Genomic DNA, 22,595 nt, shown 5'->3' with positions numbered 1-22,595 from the left:
CCTCCTAAAAAATCACGCCGGATTTTAAGATGATATTGGCATAGGAGGTACATTCGCCGGTGCGGATTACCGCTACCGCTTTTTTCGTCATTTCTTTAAATTGTTCATGATCAACCAGGTTTAACGGAATTCCGTCCGTAAGGTTTTGCATCTCTTTATACAAACCGGGACTGACCACAGGCATTTCCGACGCAGCCAAGGCACTTTCCACCGCCAATTCGCGCAGGACTGCCTGCAGTGTTTCCAAAAAACCGGGCACACCGGGCGTCAATGCCAGGTCAATGCGCCGGACTGCCGGTGGAATCGGCAGTCCGCAATCGCCGATAACCAATGTATCGCCATGCCCCATACCGGCAATGACTTCACTTATGAGCTGGTTAAGAATTCCGATCTTCTTCATTACATGATTCCCCCTGTTGTCTTATAAACGCATCCGCCTCTTCCCGCCATGGCAAAGCAGGCTGGGCCCCCTCCTTAGTTACCGCCAGGGCAGCAACAGCGGCGGCAAAGCGCATTCCCTCCGCCAACGTTTTTCCCTCAGCTAGGGCTGCGGCCAGCGCGCCGGTGTAGGCGTCTCCGGCAGCGGTTGTATCCACCGCCGTCACCGGACAGGCCGAAACATGAATTACCGCATCCCCCGTGCAGCCGACGGCGCCTTGCGCTCCCAGCGTTACTACAACCGTTCCCACGCCGGCGGCCAGCAAATGGCCGGCGGCAGTTACCGCCGCTTCTTTTCCGTCCGCCTTACAGCCCGTCAGGGACGCAATCTCGGTTTCATTGGGAGTTATTATATCAATCAGGGCCAATACATCCGGAGCAATCGTCCGGGCGGGAGCAGGATTCAAGATAACCGTCCACCCCTTTCCTTTTGCTGTCCGGATGGCATATTCCACCGTTTGCGGCGGCACTTCATGCTGCACCACCAGAATACCCGCCTGGTCAAAGGCTGCCAGCGCCCGGTCTACATCCCCGGGATTGCAGCAGGCATTGGCCCCCGGGATCACTACAATGGTGTTCATGCCTTCATTGCCTACGGTTATGAGCGCCGTTCCCGTCGAAGTTCCGGTATAGCGGATACAGGATGTATCAATGCCGGCTGCGGTAAGACTTTTTATCAGATCCCCGGCAAACCCGTCCTGTCCCAGACAGCCCGCCATGGTTACCGGAACGCCTAATTTGGCAGCCGCCACGGCCTGATTGGCCCCTTTTCCTCCCGGGAAAGTGGAAAACGTTTTCCCGAAAACAGTTTCTCCTTGGGCGGGCAGTTTCTCAACGGCTGCAACCAAATCCATATTCAGACTGCCGATTACCAGGACCGCTTTTTTTTGCATCATTGTTCCTTGCCTCCCCTGCTGCCGGATGAATCCCGAATTACGAGTTCCGGCCTCAATACTTCTTCGCTGTACCGCCTCACACCGCCGCTTACCAATTCCAGCATCCTGCGCACCGCACATTGCCCCATTTGATACACAGGCTGTCTTACTGTTGTCAATGACGGTTTGTACCAAGCCGCCATGCGGATATCATCATAGCCGACCGCGGCAATTTCCTCCGGCACCCGGATGCCGTAGGCCCGCAAATATTCAATAGCGCCAATGGCCATCATATCATTGGCCGCAAAAAACGCGTCAACGCTGAGACCGTCGGCAATCAGGCGGGCTGCGGCCCTGTGCCCGCTTTCAAAGGTAAAGTCGCCCGGCAGCACCAATTCTTCTCCGTAGGAAAGCCCGTGCTGCCGCAGGGCCTGGACATAACCCTCCCGGCGGGTCTGAACGGACGACAGCTCCGGCGGGCCGCTGATAAAGGCAATGCGGCTGCGGCCGCGCTTAATTAAATGTTCGGTTGCCATAAAACCGCCTAAATAATTATCCGTAACCACCGTGCTGAGCTGCGATCCCACCCGGCGGTCCAAAAGCACCACCGGTATCGACAGAGTAGCCAGCATGGCAACATTATCGTCACTATAACGGCCGCCGGTAAACAAAATCCCGTCTACCCGCTTGTTATATAAAAACCGTATATAACGTTCTTCCTCGGCCGGTTTCCCGTCAGTATTACAAAGGATGACGGAATAATCATGCATTTGGGCAGCGTCTTCCACGCCCCGCACCAGCGCCGGAAAAAAAGGATTCTCAATATCGGGAATAATCAGGCCCATGCTCAGGGATTCACGTACCTTTAGCGCTCTGGCCACCGCATTGGGCTGATACCGCAGTTCTTCCACCGCCGACATGACCCTTTCCACCAAATGCGGCGATACCGTCTCTTTGCCGTTTAAAATGCGGGACACCGTCGCAATCGAAACCTTGGCCAACCGGGCTACATCCTTGATTGTTGCATTGATGGCGTTATTTTTGTCCTGTTCCATATTTCATTCCCTTTTCCCTCTGTAAACGTTTACTGAAAGAATATTCTCTGTTTCTATAAAAAACTCCTGCTTCATTGCCAAAATTTTTTGCATTGTCAGAAAGACTTCTCTTGCATGGGTATTTAGCATATAAGATTTCATCCAGGACATTTTTGTTTCTATTCCAGGGATTTTTTTAACATTTTATTTGCTAAATCCGGTATTAACAGGTATAATATGTGAAAAAATTACATTTCATTGGGGGGGAGTACCTTGACTGAACGTATATTTAATTTTTATGCCGGTCCCGCCGCCTTGCCTCTGGAAGTTTTGCAGGAAGCCCAGGCGGAATTGCTTAACTTTGACCATACAGGAATGTCAATCATGGAGATCAGTCACCGCTCTAAAGCTTACGAAGCCATCAATGCGGAAGCGGAAGCCAGTCTCAAAGAATTGCTGGGTCTTTCCGACGATTACCGGGTTCTTTTTTTGCAGGGCGGCGCCAGTTCTCAGTTTTTTATGGTTCCCATGAATTTTCTTCCGTCCGGACGCACAGCGGATTATATATTGACCGGTTCCTGGTCGGAAAAGGCATTAAAGGAAGCTCAGGCCTTCGGCCAAACCCATGTGGCCGCTACGACCTCCGCAGACAATTACCGCCGCATCCCCTCGGCAACGGAAATTCACTTGAGCGAAAACCCGGTTTATGCCCATATTACTTCTAACAATACTATTTTCGGCACCCAATGGCAGTCCTTTCCCAAATTGACGGCTCCATTCGTTGCCGATATGTCGTCGGATATTTTGTCCCGTCCGTTTGATGCCTCCAACTTCGCGCTGATCTACGCGGGGGCGCAAAAAAATCTGGGACCATCCGGTGTGACCGTCGTCATTATCCGCAAAGACTGGGCCGAAAGCAGTCCCGCAACCATTCCCACCATGCTGCGCTACAGCACCCATAGCAAAAACGCTTCATTATACAACACGCCTCCCAGTGTGGCTGTATACATGATCAATTTAGTACTGCGCTGGCTCAAGAAACAGGGCGGCCTGGCAGCAATAGCTAAAAAGAACCAGGAAAAGGCCGCACTTATTTATGATGCAATTGACCGAAGCGGCGGTTTCTATCGGGGACACGCCGATAAGGACAGCCGTTCGCTTATGAATATTACTTTCCGGCTGCCCAGTGAAGAGTTGGAACAAACCTTTGCCAGCCAGGCTACGCAGTCGGACATGATCGGTCTGAAGGGACACCGCTCGGTCGGCGGTCTCCGGGCTTCCGTCTATAATGCCATGCCCCTTGCGGGCTGCCAGGCTCTGGCGGCATTCATGCGGGAATTTCAAAGAACCAACGGGTGAGAAAGACCGCCCACAAAAAAATCCCCTGCCGGGCAATCCGGCGGGGGGTTTTTTCTACCTGAAATTCAATTGCTGTATATCCAGTTTTGTTTATCGCACTCGCGCTGCTTCTTTCTTCGTCCGTTTACCAGTTATTCACTGTCCGCCTTTTTTTCCACGGCGGCCAGAGCCATTACTTTATCATTTTCACCAATACGCATGAGTTTGACACCTTGCGTATTCCGGTTAATAACGGAAATTTCCGCTACGTCTATTCGAATTACAATCCCATCACCGCTGATTAAAATCAATTCTTGTCCCGGTTGTACCACTTTGATTCCGACTACTTCGCCGGTTTTTTCGGTCACCTTATTATTGATGTTGCCTTTGCCGCCCCGGGTCTGTACCGGATACTGGTTAAGCGGCGTACGCTTGCCATAGCCTTCCGCCGTTACCGTAAGAACTTCGCCGTCTTTCCGGGCTGTATCCATGCCTACTACCCGGTCGCCCTTCTTCAAGGTAATTCCTTTGACGCCGTGAGCAGTACGTCCCATAACCCGTACATCGGATTCCGGAAATTGAATAGCCATTCCGTCCTTGGTCCCAAGAAGGATATGTTTTTCGCCATTGGTCAGCTTCACGCCGATCAAATCGTCATCCTCTTCCAGGGTCAGTGCAATCAGTCCAGTCTTGCGGGCTGTGTCGTACTCCGTAAGTTCGGTCTTTTTGACAATTCCTTTCCGCGTCGCCATAAACAAAAAGCGCGTGTTACTGAATTCTTTAATCGGAATGACGGCCGTAATTTGCTCCTTACTTTCCAGCGGCAGCAGGTTAACAATGGCCGTTCCCTTCGCCGTGCGGCCGGCTTCGGGAATTTCGTATCCTTTCAGCCGGTAAACCCGTCCCCGGTTGGTAAAGAAAAGAATATTATGATGCGTGGTAGTCACAAAAAGATGCTCCACAAAATCTTCTTCCTTGGTTCCCATGCCGGTTACGCCACGGCCGCCCCGCCGCTGACTGCGGTAGGTATCGATATGCAGCCGCTTGATGTAGCCGCCGTGAGTAATGGTAAGGACGATATCTTCCTCAGCGATAAGATCCTCCATATCCAAACGGGAAACATCGCTGGTAATCACCGTACGCCGGGCGTCGGCAAAACGCTTTTTGACATCCAGCAGCTCTTCTTTAATCAAATTAAACACTTTATGCTCATCCGCCAGCACACCTTCCAGCCAGGCAATCGTTTCCAGAACGTCCCGGTATTCATCCTCAATTTTCTGGCGTTCCAGACCGGTCAGCCGTTGCAGCCGCATGTCTAAAATTGCTTGGGATTGTTTTTCACTTAACCCGAATTTATCCATCAATGCGCTGCGGGCAATATCCACCGTCTGCGATTGCCGGATTGTAGCAATTACGGCGTCCAAATGATCCAGAGCAATTTTCAACCCTTCCAGGATATGCGCCCTGGCTTTGGCTTTCGCCAGCTCAAACTGCGTCCGGCGGATAATAACCGTCTTCTGGTGCTCCAGATAGTAATGGAGTACTTCATGCAAGTTAAGCACCCGCGGACGTCCGTCTACCAACGCCAGCATTATAATGCCGAAAGTCTCCTGCAACTGAGTATGTTTATATAACTGATTCAATACCACATCGGCATTTACGTCCCGCCGCAGCTCAATAACGATCCGCATACCCGTACGGTCGCTCTCATCCCGTAGATCCGTAATGCCGTCAATGGCTTTATCCCGTACCAGATTGGCAATGTTCTCGATTAGCCGGGCCTTGTTTACCTGATACGGTATTTCCGTAACCAGGATACGGTATTTCCCGTTGTTCATCTTTTCCACCCGGGCCTGGGCCCGCATTTTAACAACGCCCCGCCCTGTGGCATATGCCTGTTTGATGCCTTCCCGGCCAAGAATTAAGCCGCCCGTGGGAAAATCCGGCCCCTTGATGGCCATCATCAGCTCTTTGATCGTCACATCCGGATTATCAATCATCATGATCAGTCCGTCGACTACTTCCCCCAGATTATGCGGCGGAATGTTCGTTGCCATACCAACAGCAATACCGGCGGAACCGTTTACCAGCAGATTCGGAATCTTCGCCGGCAATACGGAAGGCTCTTTTAAGGACTCATCATAGTTCGGCACAAAGTCTACCGTATCTTTTTCGATGTCGGCCAACATTTCTTCCGCAATCCGGGACATGCGAACTTCCGTATACCGCATAGCTGCCGCCGAATCACCATCTACCGAACCAAAGTTGCCATGGCCGTCTACCAGTAAATAACGGGTAGAAAAATCCTGGGCCATGCGGACAATCGCGTCATAAACCGAACTATCACCATGGGGATGATATTTACCAAGTACTTCACCGACAATACGGGCCGATTTTTTATAAGGTTTGCCGGCCGTCATACCGGCTTCATGCATAGCATATAATATCCGGCGATGCACCGGTTTCAGTCCGTCCCTTACATCCGGCAAGGCTCTCATAACAATTACGCTCATAGCATAATCAATATATGAATTTTTCATTTCTTCTTCAATTTTGACGGGTACAACCTTCCCTAAGCCGAAATCCACATTCTCACCTCTAAATCAACATACTTTACCAAAATATATAATTTCCTTATCTATATAAAAAATTCCTGCAAGTTTCAGAAAAAAGCATGCTAACCAAAGTTGCTCGCAAAAATCATGCCGGAACCCCTTAACATTCCCCGCCATTGGGGCTACAATATAAGCAAAGAATTATCACCTAGGGGGTCTTAACTTGTCCTATAAAATTCTGACCATCAATCCCGGCTCTACTTCGACGAAAGTCGGCATTTATGAAGATATCCGGGAGCTGCTTACGCAGAATATAAGCCATAGCGCCGCTGAAATCAGCCGTTTTCCCGCCGTTATTGACCAATACGAATACCGGCTGCAGCAAATTACGGATTTTCTCACCCGGCAGGGTTGGACCGTCAGTGACTTTGCAGCCATTGTTGGGCGGGGCGGGCTGTTAAAGCCCCTAATCAGCGGAACCTATCGTGTCAATCCTGCCATGCTGGCAGACCTGAAAACCAGCCGCTTTGGGGCTCATGCCTCGAATCTGGGCGCCATGCTGGCTCACGCTTTGGCGCAACAAGCCGGTTGCCCCGCCTATATTGTCGACCCTGTCGTTGTAGATGAATTGAGCCCGTTAGCCCGCATTACCGGCCATCCGGAAATCAGCCGGCGCAGTATATTTCATGCCCTCAACCAGAAAGCGGTCGCCAAACGCTTTGCCGCCAGCCAGCATAAACGCTATGACCAATTGAACCTGATCGTCGCTCATCTGGGCGGCGGTATTTCTGTTGGCTGCCACCAGCAGGGACGAGTCGTAGAAGTGAATAATGCCCTCGACGGCGAAGGGCCGTTTTCCCCCGAACGGGCCGGTACGCTGCCCGCCGGTCAATGGGCCTCGTATGTTCTGGACAAAGCACTGCCCCGGGACCGGATTGCCAAAACCTTGTCAGGCAAGGCCGGTCTTGTTGCCCATTTAGGCGTTAACGATGCCCGTGAGGTAGAAAAACGAATCGCCGAAGGCGACCAACGGGCCAAAGAAGTCTACGATGCTATGATTTACGCCGTTGCCCGATATATCGCCGCGGCTGCCGTCCCTGTCTGCGGTCGGGTCGACTACATCCTGGTTACCGGCGGCATCGCTTATTCCCAATATGTAACCGATAAACTTAAGGAGTATGTTTCCTATCTCGCTCCCCTTATTATTATTCCCGGTGAAAATGAACTGCAAGCTCTGGCGGAGGGAGCTTACCGCGTGCTTACCGGAGAAGAAGAAGCCAAAGAGTATTAGGAAAAACCTTGCCAGGCAACTGCCTGAGCAAGGTTTTGTCACTATAGTCGCGACCCTTTTGGCCGGAGACGGATGCGGGAAGGAGGAATCGCGCCTTGAACCCTGCGCTATGAGCCGAAAGACTTGTCAGCGCTTTTTCCTAATGGTGCGGGTGGCAGATCGGCGCCACAAGCTGGCCAAAAACATTGACATTATCTACCCCGGGGGACAAACCGTGGCTTAGCCGGTCGCTATGAAAGTTAATAATAACGCCCTGAATAACGTGCAGCCCGCTGAGCAGGGAAATACCGTGGAAAGGATTATAATTAAGCGGCGCAACATAATAACTCACCGCACCTGCCCCGTTGACTGTCAAACGATTCGGATCCCCACCGTCACCCGTATAATAGACTCCCGTGGGAGCGGCCGGATAGGGTCCTTGATCCGTGAGAAAAAATACCGTGTATACTCCCAGTGGCACCAGGCCTTCCGCACTAATTTCAATATAACCTGTATCTCCGTCGCCGCACACCTCGCCTTTTGCCCGCGCCTGCGCCCAGAAAGCAGGATCCACGAAGGCCGGGCGGTTGGCGGGCACCACGCTGAAGCGCAGCCGGCAGCAGCCACAGTTGCCATATTTAGCTCTTTGGTATTGCACGGCTTTCCTCCCCCTTGTTGATTGCTCTTATTTCATACTATGCGGCAACATAATAAGGGGGCATTAATTTATGAAAATGGCTGAAATTATTTTTCCCCGTCCAAGCCGAAAGCCGGGCCCCCGGTATAATGCTGCGGCGGCATGGGCCGGCCCAAAAAATATCCCTGCCCATAATCTACCTGCAGGCGGCGGAGAATGTCCCAAATGGCCTCGTTCTCTACAAATTCGGCAATTGTCTCTTTACCCAGCGCATGGGCTACGGCATTCATAGCTTGCACCAAAGCACGCTGAGTACTGTTGGAATCTAAATTCCGTATGAACGAGCCATCAATTTTTAAAAAGTCAATCGGCAGCCGCTGCAAGTAGGAAAATGAGGAAAAACCTACCCCAAAATCGTCCAGGGCAAACCGGCAGCCCCATAATTTCAATCTGCTTATCCACCGCTCCACTTTGGTAAGATCTTTCACCGCCGTACTTTCCGTAATTTCAAAACCCAGCCGCCGCGGGTCCACGTCACCCTGTTTGATGGTTGTCTCAATCCATTCCAGCAAGGTGTCGTCACCCAGACTGACCCCGGATAAATTAACAAAAATTGCCAGTTCCTTTTGCTTTTTAAGAATTTCGCAGACCTGAATAATGACCCAGCGGTCAACAGCGGCCATAAGGCCGTATTTCTCGGCAATCGGAATGAAGGTGGCCGGTGAAATAATTTCTGCCTGCCGCCCCAGCATCCGGACCAGCGCTTCATAATGCATGATCCCGGCACCGGCTTTACAGACCGGTTGCAAATCCACCCGGAATTTCCCTTCATTGAGTGCATCCGTAATCAGTGACAGAATTTCGCTGTTTTGCGCTACCCGCTTTTTATCTTCCCTATTCAGAATCATTACCAGCCGGTTTTTGCCGTGTTCCTTAGCCGAGTGCAGCGCCGCGGCGGCATACGAAAATAAATGCTCCAGCTTAATGGCACCATCGACGAGGGTAAGACCAATACTCGCCGTAATTTTTACCGGAAACGAACTTTCCTCCGGATAAAAATCCTTCTGTTCCAATGCCGTCAATAACCGCTTGGCCATATTCTGCGCCGTCTCCAAATCGGCTTCCGGTACAAAGACGGCAAACTCATCCCCGCCGATGCGGGCCAGAAAATCATCGGGCTTTAGATTTTGCTTCAGGCACTCAACAATATGGATCAGCGTCCTGTCACCCTCGCCGTGACCATAGCAATCATTAACTACTTTAAAATTATCCAGGTCCACGAATAGCAAAGCCCCCTGCCGGCTCACCATGCCATCGGCAATCTTGGTATTTAAATATTCTTCTATATAGTACCGGTTCGGCAGATTGGTAAGATGATCAAACATGGCGGCCCGGCGCAGCCGTTCCTCCATCCCCTTGCGGTCGCTTATATCCCGGATAACGCTGAAAATCAGCCGTTCTCCCTGTATTACCGTACCGCGGGAACTTATCTGGACCGGAAACAGACTGCCGTCTTTCCGCCGGTGCCTCGTTTCGAACAGAATACCTTCGGCATCCGCCCGCCGCAGCTGACCGGCCGCCAGCAGCGCCTCTTGTCCTTCCCGCAACTGAAAAATGTCCATGTTCATTAATTCCTCCCGGGAATAACCATAAGCGTATAGCGCTGCTTTATTGGCCTCTACAATCTTTCCTTGCGACGTTAAAAACAAAATAATATCCCGGGTATTCTCGGCAAGAATTTGATAGCGTTCTAATACGGCCTGCGCCTGCTGTTTTGCCTCAATTTCGCTCTGTAGTTTGCGGTTCATCTCATTTAGTTCTCTCGTCCGCTCCTGCACCAGTTCCTCCAAATGATCCTGGCATTGCTTCAATTCCGTTTCAACGAGTTTGTGCTTTGGAAAATCATCAATGTTATCCACCTTCTCACCTCGTTACGATTCATCACTCCCCATCAGGAAACAGCATTAACGGCAAAGAAAAAACCAGGCAGGGCCTGGTTTCACATCATACTTGACGGGCAACCTGGCAATCATAGACCTTCGTCCTTAGACCCATAGCTTTGCGTCCCCGCCTTTCGGTGGGTTTGCCAAAAATATACATTATTCGTCATAATTATCCTATTTTTCCAAGTTACTGTCAATATCAAAATGGAAATTAAATTTACAATGCGGCATATGCTCTTTCAGCAGGCGGTTCTACCATGAAAGACCCAATGGGGCTTTCAGTGGAAGGAAAGTACTTTACTTTTCGGTATTCCAGGCAAAACAGAAACATGTGCTACTTGGGAGATAGCCCAAAAATTTATACTTTCTGATCCCGAGCCCGCTTAAAAAGATGTGGATACTAGGCGCGGCGAGCATTCGAACAAGGCGTACTCAGGCGTACGTTGAGTGAGAACGCGCAGCCGCAACAACGTAGACGCGCTTTTTAAGCAGGCTCGATCCCAAAAAAAGAGAGGGTTTCCCCTCCTTAAGTACTGCAATCTATACTAACAATATGAAAAAAGCTCCGAATGCGGTAACTTGGTGGCGGTTCAACAGCTCCCCGTCATCCATGGTCAGATCTAATTGGTTATCATCCATATAGACCACATTACACACCACCTTTCACCGACTTAGGGATAGGACTCCCTGTACGATCAGTTTACCAGATTCATCTGTCCCTGTCCAAAGGATGTTTATGGAATCCCCCGGCCCTTTCCGGTCTGCCTGGAGTATTTTACTGTATTCCCCGGAGTAGCGCAAGCATAAATACAAAGCTTCTAGTATTCCTTTTCCCGCAGCTTAAGCAACCGGCCCCGGATAATGCTATCCGGCCCGAACCGGTCACGAATTCTATCGGCTGCCGCGGTAACGGCCAGCCGTTTTTCATCGGCATCGGCAAACAGTGCCAGTTGGTCCTTGCCCCTTTGCAGATTGGATACTGTCACACCCAGCAGCCGGATCCCCCCCTTAATCTGGACCTTTTCCCACAAATCCCCGGCAGTCTGGTAAATGGTCTCGTCCAGTGCCGTAGCCGTTAATAGGGTCTTACTGCGAGTCAGGGTCTGGAATGAAGGCAACCGTATTTTTACAGTGACCGTTCTGCCGGTATACCCCATCCGGCGCAACCGCCAACCAACATCAGCCGCCAAAGACAGCAGATGGGCCGCAATCGTTTCCCGGTCACTAACGTCCTCCTCAAAGGTAGTCTCCCGTCCGACCGACTGCGGCTCATGCCGGGAAATTACTTTGCGGTCATCTTCTCCCCTGGCCAGTTGATGCATCTTGTGCGCTGCCGCCTGGCCAAAATGCCCTTCCAACTCGGTCACATCCCGTTCCGCCAGTTGGCCGATGGCGCGGATTCCCAGTTTAAAAAGCGCCGCAGCAGTGGCATCGCCCACCCCCCACAGACGGTCGACAGGAACCTGGCATAAAAACTGCCGTTCCTCGCCCGGACGGACCAGCACCAGTCCGTCCGGTTTTTTCCAGTCTGATGCCAATTTAGCTAAAAACTTGTTGGGAGCAATGCCGACAGAGGCAGTTAACCCTATTTCGCGGTGAATGCGCAGTTTGATTCGCCGGGCGATTTCCTCCGGTCCGTCATACAGTCCTTCCATGCCGCTGACATCTAAAAAAGCCTCATCCAATGACAATGGCTCCACCAACGGGGAAAAATCGTTAAAAATAGCTAAAATCGCCTTGGACACACGGCTATACTTAGCATGATCACACGGCAGAAAGACCCCGCCCGGGCAGCGCTGTCTGGCTTCGGCCATAGCCATAGCCGAATGCACGCCAAAGCGGCGGGCCTCATAAGAAGCGGTAGACACCACCCCCCGGTTCCCCAGGCCGCCGACAATAACCGGTTTGCCGCGCAAAGCCGGCTCGTCCCGCTGTTCTACGGCGGCAAAAAAGGCATCCATGTCTACATGAAGTATCCAGCGTTGCATACGGACTATCTCCCACCTTTATACTGCCGTACAGCCCGGTCGATTCGTTCCAGCCCTTCCGTCAGAACCGCGCGGGGACAGCCGTAGTTCAGCCGCATAAAACCTTGTCCCGCCTTGCCGAAGGTTGCCCCGTCATTCAACCCCACTTTAGCCTGCTGTGTAAAAAACCGTTTTAGCTCCATTCCGGTCAGACCTAATTGCCGGCAATCCAGCCAGGCAAGATAGGTGCCTTCCGGTTTGGCCATCTGAATGGCAGGAATCCGCTCCGTTAAAAAACGGTGTAAATAGTTCGCATTTTCCTCCAGATAAACCAACAAATTATCCAGCCACAAACCGCTATCCCCGTAGGCCGCTTCCGAAGCAACAATGCCAAAAAGATTACTGCCCGTAATTTCCAGCGCCTCCAAGGCTTGCCGGAACCTTTCCCTCAGCCCGGCATCGGCAATAATTGTGGAAGATGTGTAAAAACCGGCCAGATTGAAGGACTTGGAAGGCGAAATGCAGGTAATGGTCCGCCGGGCAATCTCCGGGTTCAGAGAGGCCAGCGGAATGTGACGGCATTCTGGAAAAGCCAGATCTGAATGAATCTCATCGGTAATAATCAGTACGTTGTAGCGGCAGCAAAGCTCCGCCAAACGGGTTAATTCTTCTTTGGTCCACACCCGTCCCACAGGATTGTGCGGGCTGCACAGGATAAACATAGCCACCCCGCCTGCCATTTGGCGCTCCATATGATCAAAATCCATACAAAAGCGTCCGTTTGCCATTCGCAGCGGATTTTCAGCCACCGTGCGACTGTTATTCAGCACACAGGCAAAAAACGGCGGATATACCGGTGTCTGGATCATGACACGGTCTCCGGGCCGGGTAAATGCTTGCACAGCGATGCTAATTGCGGTTACCACCGCCGGCGTCGGACAAATCCAGGCCGTTTCGACTGCCCAATGATGTCTTTTACTTAGCCAGTTGACGATTGTTTCAAAATAGGATGCGGGCCGGGAAGCATAGCCATACATGCCATGAGCGGCCCGCTTCTGAATGGCGGCCGCCACGGCGGGCGGCGATAAAAAATCCATATCGGCAATCCACATGGGCAACAAATCTTCACAGCCAAAAACCTCCTGCCGCGCATCCCACTTGCGGGCCAGTGTATTTTTCCGGTCCACAACGGCGTCAAAGGATACATGTTCCATAAATCCCGTTCTCCTTCATTCTGTTGATCTTCTCAGCTATTCTTCATTATAAATCACAAATCTATATTTTATGTTCGGCAAATGCCTTTAATATCCTGTATAAGAAAGAAGACCGCCTAGGGCGGTCTTCTTTCTTAGGATATCTCTTTCTGTTCATTACAGCGCAAAACTGTTTCCCTGCCGTTGAGAACGGTGGACAGCGATACCTCGCCACCCCATAATTCCGCTACATACTTGAGCGTTTCCCGGGTATACCCCATTTCCAATTCCCGCCCGTCAAACTCATGTTTCAATTCCAGAACTCCCTTACACACCGTTTGGGGCACAATAACGGGGATACCGGCGATCCCCACCGAATTGGCCAATGTGTCGCGAACATTTTGCCAGCCCTCTTCGTCGGCTATATCCTCTACGATGATGTTTTCTCCCTCGGAGCCATAGGAGAAAAGATGCATCTCTTCGCAGAGTTCCCGGTTCAAATAGCGCCGCAGAAACGACTGGTCCCGCTCCTCCCGCCGGGCTGTCATGATTTGCTCCCGTCCGCCGGGCTTTTTATCCAGGTATTCGAACATTTTAAAACCGACAAAATAAGGGTTGATACGGCCTTCGTGCGGACGTACCACCAGATTATGACGCTGTAAAAATTCCAGATGCAATTCCTGCGGCAATTCGAGTTCCTGTAAAATCCGGTAATGCCAGTAACTGGCCCAGCCTTCATTCATGATCTTAGTTTCCAGCTGCGGCATAAAATACATACTCTCCTCCCGCACAATATGCACAAGATCCTGTTCCCAGTCCGTCAGCCGTCCCTTTTCGGCCAAAAAACCTAATAAATCGTCGGCCAAGCGGGCCGGAACAAGTTCGTAGACTTCCTTGGCCAGTTCCTTACGGTCAGACTGTTTTTTCTCGCCGTGCCGGGGAACTTGAAAGCGCAAGGCATGGGCGGCGTCTAAAATACGCTCCACTTTAACGGGGCCGATTCCCGGGTCCTGGATATACTCCCGCACCCTGTTGGCATGCGTTTTAAACATCTCCACCGCCATGTCAGCGCGCGTGTCCCGCCGGAACAGGCGGTTGTTTTTAAAAAAATCGTTGTGGCCGTATACATGGGCCATCGTTAAAATTTGCAGGAGCAGCGTATTGTCTTTCATTAAATAAGCAATGCATGGGTTGGAATTGATGACCATTTCATAAGGCAGGCCGGTCAGATTATATTGATAAAATGTCTTCTGCCGCTCGTAGGCTTTGCCGTAACTCCAGTGGGGATAGTGAGCCGGCATGCCGACATAGGCCTCATAACACAGCATATCTTCATAGCTGCAGATTTCGAAATGCTGTTCATAATAGTCAAGACCCGCCTGCTTTACCCGCTCCTCAATCCGGTCATTCCAGCAAGACAGTTCCTGTAACGAATATTCACTCACAGCCCGTCACCTCCGTCTGCCGTTTCCTTTTCCAGGAGCCGCTTGAAAGCCGGCCAAATGTCTTCCTTCGTTTTCATGCTGGCCATAACAAAGTTTTCTTCTTTTACACTTTTCTCCAGTTCCCGGCGGATACTGCCCCAGGAACTCTCCGCCACTTCCCCATAGCCGAAAAGGTTGCATACCCGGCAAAGCTCCCGGGCCAGTTCCACGGCCTTCGCGTTGTCTTCCGGCCAATTGTCGCCGTCACTGCAATGAAAAGCGTAAATGTTCCAGATTTCGGGATTATAACGCTGTTCAATGATCTCCAGGGCTTTGGCATAACCGCTGCTGATGAATGTACCCCCTGATTCCCCTTTGTGAAAAAACTCTTCTTCATTGACTTCCTTGGCTTCAGTACTGTGCGCCACAAAAGCCACTTCCACATTTTCATATTTATAGCGCACAAAACGATACAGCAGGAAATAAAAACTGCGGGCCAGATATTTCCGGGTCTGGTCCATCGAGCCGGATGTATCCATAATACAAATAACGACTGCGTTGGAATGACGGCGCATATCTTCTTTTACCCGAAAATAACGCAGGTCATCCTCACGGAAGGGCACCCGTTCCGGCTCGGCATCGTCAGGGCATTCCAGCCCTCTTTTCACCGTTTGCTGACGTTTTAACTTTTCGATGACCGACCGCTTTTTGGCCAGACGGGGCGGTATCCCCTTTTTCTGATAGCCGGATTTTTTGAACCGGTATTCTGCTTCTAACTGGGCAAATTTCTTTTTTTCCATGTCGGGCAGTTGCAAGTCTTCAAATAAGTATTCCACCAGTTCATCCAGGGTAATTTCCATTTCCAGAATATCTTCACCGGGCTGGCTGCCCGGCTTACCGGCACCGTCTCCTTCCGCCTCGTCCCCGCCGGCTTTGCCGATAACCTGTCCCTTCTGCTCCGTACCATTGCCGGAACCGGTCCCGCCTTGATTTTTGCCGTAAATAAACTGATATTCCTTAATTCCTTTAATCGGTATTTTAATTTTTTTATCTTTGCTCTGACCGATTATGCTTTCTTCCGCAATAATATGCCCCAGATTCTTCTTGATTCCTTCCTCCACCAGCTGCCGGTGGCGTTTGCGATCCCACAGCGAGCGGTCGGAATGACTGCTACCGGCATCTTTAAATATCGCCATGGTCTCTCCCTCCCTCATTTTCTCTGCCGGTCCCGGAATTAATCCTTCCACAAGTTGTTGGCAGCATATTTCAAAATCACATTACAACAATGGTCACAGTACCCATGGTGTTTCATTTCCTCTACCATGGCATTGAATTTGGAGTCCTGTTCCCGGTCCCGCACTCTTGCTTTGGTAACTACCCGGGACAACTCTTTCACCGATGCCGTCAATTTCTTTTCTATCGCCTCTTTCAGCGGCTCATAGCTTTGGTAATGAATCTTGCCACCGTTACGCAGAAGCGAGAACATATAAGCCGTCACATCCTGCCGGAATCCCGTAGCCGCCGTGCTGCCGATACCGATCTGCTCCTCGATGGACTGCAGGAACTTAATATCCGGATTCAGTTCTTCCCCGGTATTTTTATCCTTAATTTTGGTAGCATTAACATAAGCTTCCGCATGGTCAAGATAATTGTTAAACAGGCTTTCAGCCTGCTCCTGATAGCCATGAATAAAAGCCTTGGTGACTTCCTTTTCCAAAATTTTATTGTATTCTTTCTTAACGGTATCCTGTAAAAAGCCCAGATAACGCTTGCGTTCATCTTCGGCAATAGCCATTTCCTTGGTAGCCTTAATCAGATTATCCAAGACGGCAATGGGATTGATGCAATTGGTTTCCGCTTCCGACAGGGTCGTATCCAGCGCCTTCATGATGAAGCGGGTGGAAATGCCCGTCATTCCTTCCCGCTGCTCTTCTTCCCGCAGCTCAAAAATGTCAATCTTTTTGGTGGACCCTTTCTCCACGATTTCTTCCCCATTATAGATTTTCAGCTTGGTCAATGGGTCAACCTTAGCGGAAGGTGCCAGACGGGTCAGAATGGCGAACATGGACGCCATCTCAATGGTATGAGGCGCAATATGGGCATTAAAGCTGCTGTTCTTCAATATTTTACGATAAATTTTCGTCTCTTCATCCAGTTCCAGACAGTACGGGACCTCCACCTTTACTATCCGGTCCAAAATGGCTTCATTCGTATGGTCAGACTTGAATTTATTCCATTCCGCTTCATTGGAATGAGCCAGAATAATTCCGTCGAAATAAATCATTGACCCTTTTCCCGGGGATGGAATAGATTTTTCCTGGGTGGCTGTAATCATGGTGTGTAAATATTCCACATCATTTTTAAAGACCTCGATAAATTCGACAATTCCCCGGTTGCCGACATTGAAAGCGCCGTTTAGCGAAAGCACCCGCGGGTCATCTTCGGGATACAGGTCCATCTTGGATATATCAACCGACCCCGACAGGACCGACGTATCCTGATTGTTGGGGTCTACCGGCGGTACCACGCCGATGCCTTTGCGGGCACGAATGGAGAATTCCGCCACAGTTATGGGAAAACGTTCAAATTCACCCTTATATTCGTTCTTTAATCGATACCGGCAGACAGGGCACAAATCCCCCTCAATTTTGACTCCCAGCACTTCCTCGAACTGAGGACGGAGATGTTTCGGAATTAAGTGCAGCGGCTCCTCCCGCATAGGACAGTCCTGTATTACATAGATCGGCGGACTCATTTCCAGTGCCTTTTTCAAGGCCTCCATAAGCGACGACTTTCCGGCTCCCACGGGACCGACCAGATACAGCACCTGACGGGATTCTTCCCCTTTCATTGAGGCGGAATGAAGATAACGCATAATCTTCATGATACTCTTATCAATACCGAAAAATTCGTCTTGGAAGAAACGATATCGTTTTAGCGTTTCATTGCCATAAATCCTTTTTAGCCGCGGATTTTCCTCCGCCTTTATAGTTTCAATGCCGGGAGATGCAAGAAGCTCATACATTCGCTGATGTGACAGCATAGTAATTTTGGGTGTTGCTTTGACAATATTCAGGTAATCAAGCAGCGTACCGGTAAAATGTTCGTGCTGGCGCTCTTCCCGGTCTTTTTTTATCAGCCCGGCAAAATCCAATCGACTCATCTGAATCTCCCCTCCTATTTCATTGTTAAATATTAATTTGATAAGCCATCATTGTTCTTTACCACCAACAAAGTTACACTTTATTGTATTATATATATACATTAGTTCTTTGTGATTCCACTCTATCAAATTCATTTAGTTTTGTCTAAAGGATGTTTATGGAAACATTTATAAAGGAAAAAAAGGACCGCTAAGCTTTCACCTGCAGTCCGTGAAGTCTCCCATATAATCAAGGTACATAGAATAATCAACCGGATGGATGGGAAACCGGATTGCAGCCGTTTGCTCTTTATCATTCCATGTAAAGTCCGTATCAAAATATTCCCGGGCCACATTTTCCGTAATGTAAGGAATCCCATTGATTAAAGTTACAGGAAACCATCTCACCCCGGCCCGCATCCTGCGCTGTCCCGGTTCCCAGTTTACTTTCCGGCCAAGTAAGTCGGCCAGCGTCAATACCGGTATGGCGATCTGTCCATTTTGCCGGTGTACTTCGAAAGAAACGACCCTGTCCTGCAGCCGAAGCGTAGGGATCATAATTTTCAGGGTATTTTCATCCCAGCGTTTCCGGTAGCCAAAAAGTTTTTGGGCATTATCCTCCGTCATATAAATGCTTTTCCCCTTGCTAATTCCCGGGAAGCAGCGTCCTTGCCATTGCACCGTCTGTTTGCCTGCGTCCCATACTATTGGAATATGCAGACTGGCCGCTATCGCATCAACCGGAATATACGTTATATGATTCTTCGTAACCGCTTTTGACGGTAAAGACATTTGATTGACTTTAATATTATGAATTTGGCCCAACAAGATCTGCCGCTCGCCCTGTTCGGCAATAAAATGCTGCAGCATCTCCGCCCCGACCCAGTCCTTCAAACCAGCCGTCGCCACGAGCGAATCAACCTGGGCCAAAGTAACTTTCTTATAATCATATAGATCCGGATAAATAGACAAAAATACCCATCCATCCCTGTCAACATGCAGCCTTACCCGGTCATAGACAGTTTTCACAACCGCACCGCAGGGTATGGACGCATACAGTTCTTCCACATCTTCTTCCCGCATCCGGACACAGCCGTTGGAAACAGCCATGCCAATAGCCCAGGGAGCATTGGTGCCGTGAATACCATAGTTTTCCCAAAACCCCATCCAGCGATAGCCCAACGGATTGTCCGGACCGGACGGAACACTAAAGCCCGGCCTCTCCGGCGGATACCAGGCAGGATTGACTTCCTTATAAAAAATGGAATACGTGCCCAGCGGCGTCGGTGTATCGGCTTTCCCGACAGCGACCCGGTATTGCTTTACAAGGTGGTGCCCGATATAAAAGTCCATTGTCCGGCTGGGTATATTGATAAGCAAAAGGTAAATCGACGGGTCTTGTCCGGCATAAGCCGGGGTCAGCCATAATAGCAGCCAAAATACCGAACATAATGTCAGGGTAGCATTTCGCACAAAGGATTCCCTCTTTCGCACTAACGATAATTACTTATATGAATGAGGCTTATCCTATATGCTAAGAAAGACCCAACGGGTCTTTAAGCAGGAAGAAAGTATTTTATTTTTCGGCATTTCACGAAAAGCGACTTGTATAAGAATATAAAGAAAAACCGCTCCGAAGAGCGGTTTTTCTTACTTATTAATTTGGCAGCGGCGGGTTTTCCCCCCGTTCGTATTTTCGCATCCGCTTCAGCACCGCGGTATGAGACAAACCTAATACTTTTCCGACTTGACGTGATGAGCCGTATTTACGCATCGCTTCCTGCAAAATTTGGCACTCCAGTTCCGCAAGGACTTCTTTTAATTTCCGGGCGGGAAGCGGACTTGGCGAAGAAAGGAATCGAACCGTTGCCGTCTCGGAATCCAAAATAATATGGTCCTGCGCAATTTCGCCTTGACAGGCCAGACTGACAGAACGTTCCATTACATTCTCCAGTTCCCGGACGTTTCCCTGCCAATCGTGCTGCATCAATTTGTGCATTGCCGCTTCCGAAAGGCGGGTAATTTGCTTTTTCAAACGATGATTCAATTTTAACAACAAGCTTTCAATCAACAGCGGCAAATCCTCTTTCCGTTCCCGCAGCGGCGGAATATGAATGGGAATTACATTCAGACGATAATACAAATCATCCCGGAATTGATTATTGCGAATCATTTCTTCCAGATTGCGGTGAGTAGCGGTAATAATCCGGACATTCACCGCAATTTCCCGGTTGCCGCCGATACGCCGGACCTTTTCTTCCTGCAAAAACCGCAGTAATTTTGCCTGTAGACTGCCGGAAAGTTCTCCGATTTCATCCAGAAAGATCGTACCGCCGTCGGCATACTCAAGAAGCCCCTGTTTACCGCCTTTCCTGGCGCCGGTAAAAGAACCATCCTCATAGCCAAAGAGTTCGCTTTCCAGAAGCGTATCCGGCAAAGCGGCGCAATTAACGGGCGCAAAAATTTTCTCCCGGCGAAGACTTTCCGCATGGATCGCCCGGGCAAACAGTTCCTTGCCGGTGCCGCTTTCACCGCGGATCAGCACGGTAGAATCATTTTGAGCAACCAATTTGGCCAGGTCAATTACCCGCTGCATCGAATCGCTGATATGAAGAATATCGGCAAACGTATTGCTGTGAGGTTTGGTAACCGAGTAAACCAGTTCCTGAACATCATGCATCGCCTTTAATACCGCCACCGCCCCGATAACAGCCCCTTTGCCGTTCTTGATCGGCCGGCCGCTGGTAACGTAATGACTATTCCCCCGGGGAGTTGTCACGACCAGTTCCCGATTGTTATAAGGAGCATCGTTATGCAGCGCATGCAGCAGCGGCACATTGGGACCGGTAATTTCGCCGATCTTTTTTCCCAGCACTTCATTTTCCTTGTAGTTTAAAATCCGTTCGGCGGCCGGATTAAAATGAGTTATGACCTCCTGCTGATTAATGGCCACGATGCCTTCACCGATAGAATCCATTACCGTTTTCAGCCGCTGTTCCCTTTCCTGATAAGGCATATGTGAAATTTTAATCACACCGTCTATTTGCGGGATTTCCAGTAGTTGCTCGCGAAGCCAGGCGAAACAGTCCGGCATTACCGGTTCGATTTCAAGATACATAACATTCGGCGTCACTTCCATGAAAATGATGTTAATATTTCGCTCTACTAAAACGCGGGAAATGTCAAGAACGAGACCTACCCGGTCCCGATTGGGAATTTTGAGACATAGATTCGCCATTCCTATTACCTCCAGATCAAGCAAGGTCATTGGCCGGTTCCATTTTTTGCCATCATCGTAAATATGAAATCCTGACAACCTTATTTTATGCAAAAACCATTCCACTTTCTGTTACTGTAAGAAAAGCCGCTAGCGCGGTCTTTCAGCTCATAGCGCAGGGCTAACGCGAAAAGCCCAAAAGCGATTCAAAAACCGTCTTACCGTAATTAGCAAACAACTACCGGAATCGAGTCGTACCAGTTGGAATGATTTCGCACCAGCCTTTGGAAACATTTCGTTCCGGCATACTGGACAAAGTGGATTTAAATTTACCGGTCATCTATGTTGGCACCGGAATTGCATAAAAAGTGGTCATCATACATAAGGAGGTTATTTATCTATGATTATTGGCGTACCGAAAGAAATCAAAAACAATGAAAACCGGGTTGCTATCACCCCCGCGGGAGTAACCGCTCTTTGTAAAGCCGGTCATCGCGTTATCATCGAAAAAGATGCCGGTATCGGCAGCGGAATCAGCAACGAAGCCTATCAAGAAGCCGGAGCGGACATCCTGGAGACCTCCCAAGACATATTTGGAAATGCAGACATGATCATGAAAGTTAAGGAGCCGCTGCCGGCCGAGTATGACTTGTTTAAGCAGGGACAAATCCTATTCACGTATTTGCATCTTGCCCCTGAGCCGGAACTGACCGAATCCTTATTGGCCAAACAAGTAACCGGCATTGCATACGAAACGATCGAGGTAAACCGTACTTTGCCGTTATTAGTGCCAATGAGTGAAGTTGCCGGCCGGATGTCGATTCAGATCGGCGCGCAATTCCTGGAAAAACCGTGCGGTGGAAAAGGCGTTTTGCTCGGCGGAGTACCGGGTGTGGAAGCAGCCCAGGTAGTCATTATCGGCGGCGGCATTGTGGGCACCAACGCGGCTAAAATGGCGGTAGGCCTGGGGGCCCGGGTTACAATTCTGGATAAGTCCGCCGAAAGGCTGCAATACCTGGATGACCTTTTCCGGGGAAGAGTCGTTACCGTGATGTCTAACAGCTACAATATTGCCAGTTGGACAAGGCAGGCCGACCTGCTGGTAGGTGCGGTATTAATCCCGGGAGCCAAAGCGCCAAAACTGGTCAGCGAAGAAATGGTAAAATCCATGAGCGCCGGTTCGGTTATTGTCGACGTTGCCATTGACCAGGGCGGTTCGATTGCAACGATTGACCGCATTACCACTCATAGTAATCCAACTTATATTAAACATGGCGTAGTTCATTACGCAGTAGCCAACATGCCCGGGGCGGTAGCCCGTACATCCACTTTTGCCTTAACCAACGTGACGCTGGATTATGCCCTGCAGCTTGCCAACAAGGGTTGGAAGCGGGCGATCAAAGAGAACGCCGCCCTTGCCAAAGGACTCAATATGGCCGGCGGTAAAATAACCTGTAAGGCGGTAGCCGATTCCCTCGGTTTAAAATGCACCCCCCTGAACGAGGCATTGGCAGCAGCCGGTGAATTACCTGGCGGAATGGTAGGTTAAGCTTATAAGGAGG

16 protein-coding genes and 1 riboswitch are annotated in these 22,595 nt (G+C 50.1%); of the genes, 3 read left to right on the top strand and 13 right to left on the bottom strand.

The window, feature by feature from the left end; translation table 11 throughout:
- Positions 1–4: 4 nt before the first annotated feature.
- From rbsD to LUCIF_RS03050, 3 genes are read right to left on the bottom strand one after another with little or no spacing between them, the layout of a single operon-like run.
- Complete coding sequence (rbsD, locus tag LUCIF_RS03060; protein ID WP_122626402.1) at positions 5–400, bottom strand: D-ribose pyranase; 396 nt, start codon at positions 398–400, stop codon at positions 5–7.
- Complete coding sequence (gene rbsK / locus LUCIF_RS03055) at positions 378–1,334, bottom strand: ribokinase (protein ID WP_207856902.1); 957 nt, start codon at positions 1,332–1,334, stop codon at positions 378–380. The genes rbsD and rbsK overlap by 23 nt, the downstream gene beginning before the upstream one ends.
- Entirely contained in the window at positions 1,331–2,368 is a 1,038-nt protein-coding gene (locus LUCIF_RS03050; RefSeq protein ID WP_122626401.1) for a LacI family DNA-binding transcriptional regulator, read from the bottom strand. Before LUCIF_RS03050 ends, rbsK begins: the two co-directional genes overlap by 4 nt.
- A gap of 252 nt (positions 2,369–2,620) precedes the next feature.
- Between LUCIF_RS03050 and serC the strand changes: the two genes are divergently transcribed.
- Positions 2,621–3,706 (top strand): 3-phosphoserine/phosphohydroxythreonine transaminase, encoded by a 1,086-nt coding sequence (gene serC, locus LUCIF_RS03045; protein ID WP_122626400.1) that lies wholly within the window; start codon positions 2,621–2,623, stop codon positions 3,704–3,706.
- A gap of 131 nt (positions 3,707–3,837) precedes the next feature.
- Here serC and gyrA read toward each other — a convergent pair whose 3' ends face one another.
- Complete coding sequence (gene gyrA, locus LUCIF_RS03040) at positions 3,838–6,273, bottom strand: DNA gyrase subunit A (RefSeq protein WP_122626399.1); 2,436 nt, start codon at positions 6,271–6,273, stop codon at positions 3,838–3,840.
- Between the two features lie 190 nt (positions 6,274–6,463).
- Between gyrA and buk the strand changes: the two genes are divergently transcribed.
- Positions 6,464–7,531 carry a butyrate kinase gene (buk, locus tag LUCIF_RS03035; RefSeq protein ID WP_122626398.1) on the top strand — a complete coding sequence of 356 codons (1,068 nt, stop codon included), beginning with the start codon at positions 6,464–6,466 and terminating at the stop codon, positions 7,529–7,531.
- A gap of 139 nt (positions 7,532–7,670) precedes the next feature.
- Here the strand turns inward: buk and LUCIF_RS03030 are convergent, their stop codons facing one another.
- From LUCIF_RS03030 to LUCIF_RS02990, 9 genes are all read right to left on the bottom strand, one after another.
- The gene (locus LUCIF_RS03030; RefSeq protein ID WP_122626397.1) at positions 7,671–8,168 is read right to left on the bottom strand and encodes a hypothetical protein; all 498 of its coding nucleotides are present in this window, start codon (positions 8,166–8,168) and stop codon (positions 7,671–7,673) included.
- Between the two features lie 86 nt (positions 8,169–8,254).
- Entirely contained in the window at positions 8,255–10,066 is a 1,812-nt protein-coding gene (locus LUCIF_RS03025; RefSeq protein ID WP_122626396.1) for a putative bifunctional diguanylate cyclase/phosphodiesterase, read from the bottom strand.
- 94 nt (positions 10,067–10,160) lie between these two features.
- Positions 10,161–10,245: riboswitch (cyclic di-GMP riboswitch) on the bottom strand.
- 663 nt (positions 10,246–10,908) lie between these two features.
- A complete protein-coding gene (locus LUCIF_RS03020) occupies positions 10,909–12,078 on the bottom strand; it encodes a DNA polymerase IV (RefSeq protein WP_122626395.1) in 1,170 nt (389 codons plus the stop codon).
- Between the two features lie 5 nt (positions 12,079–12,083).
- A complete protein-coding gene (locus LUCIF_RS03015) occupies positions 12,084–13,271 on the bottom strand; it encodes a MalY/PatB family protein (protein ID WP_122626394.1) in 1,188 nt (395 codons plus the stop codon).
- A 134-nt stretch (positions 13,272–13,405) separates the two neighbouring features.
- Entirely contained in the window at positions 13,406–14,695 is a 1,290-nt protein-coding gene (locus LUCIF_RS03010) for a SpoVR family protein (protein WP_122626393.1), read from the bottom strand.
- Entirely contained in the window at positions 14,692–15,870 is a 1,179-nt protein-coding gene (yhbH, locus tag LUCIF_RS03005) for a sporulation protein YhbH (RefSeq protein ID WP_122626392.1), read from the bottom strand. Before yhbH ends, LUCIF_RS03010 begins: the two co-directional genes overlap by 4 nt.
- A gap of 38 nt (positions 15,871–15,908) precedes the next feature.
- A complete protein-coding gene (locus LUCIF_RS03000) occupies positions 15,909–17,837 on the bottom strand; it encodes a PrkA family serine protein kinase (RefSeq protein WP_122626391.1) in 1,929 nt (642 codons plus the stop codon).
- A 198-nt stretch (positions 17,838–18,035) separates the two neighbouring features.
- Entirely contained in the window at positions 18,036–19,289 is a 1,254-nt protein-coding gene (locus LUCIF_RS02995; protein WP_122626390.1) for a L,D-transpeptidase family protein, read from the bottom strand.
- Between the two features lie 184 nt (positions 19,290–19,473).
- Entirely contained in the window at positions 19,474–21,054 is a 1,581-nt protein-coding gene (locus LUCIF_RS02990) for a sigma 54-interacting transcriptional regulator (protein WP_122626389.1), read from the bottom strand.
- Positions 21,055–21,433: 379 nt separating this feature from the next.
- Between LUCIF_RS02990 and ald the strand changes: the two genes are divergently transcribed.
- The gene (ald, locus tag LUCIF_RS02985) at positions 21,434–22,582 is read left to right on the top strand and encodes an alanine dehydrogenase (RefSeq protein WP_122626388.1); all 1,149 of its coding nucleotides are present in this window, start codon (positions 21,434–21,436) and stop codon (positions 22,580–22,582) included.
- The last annotated feature ends 13 nt before the right edge of the window (positions 22,583–22,595 follow it).

This window comes from Allolucifera butyrica, from assembly GCF_900476375.1.
GTDB classification, from domain to species: Bacteria; Bacillota; Negativicutes; order Sporomusales; family UPPP01; genus Lucifera; species Lucifera butyrica.
Note: the sequence above shows the minus strand (reverse complement) of the source record. Positions and strands in the feature narration are given on the sequence as shown.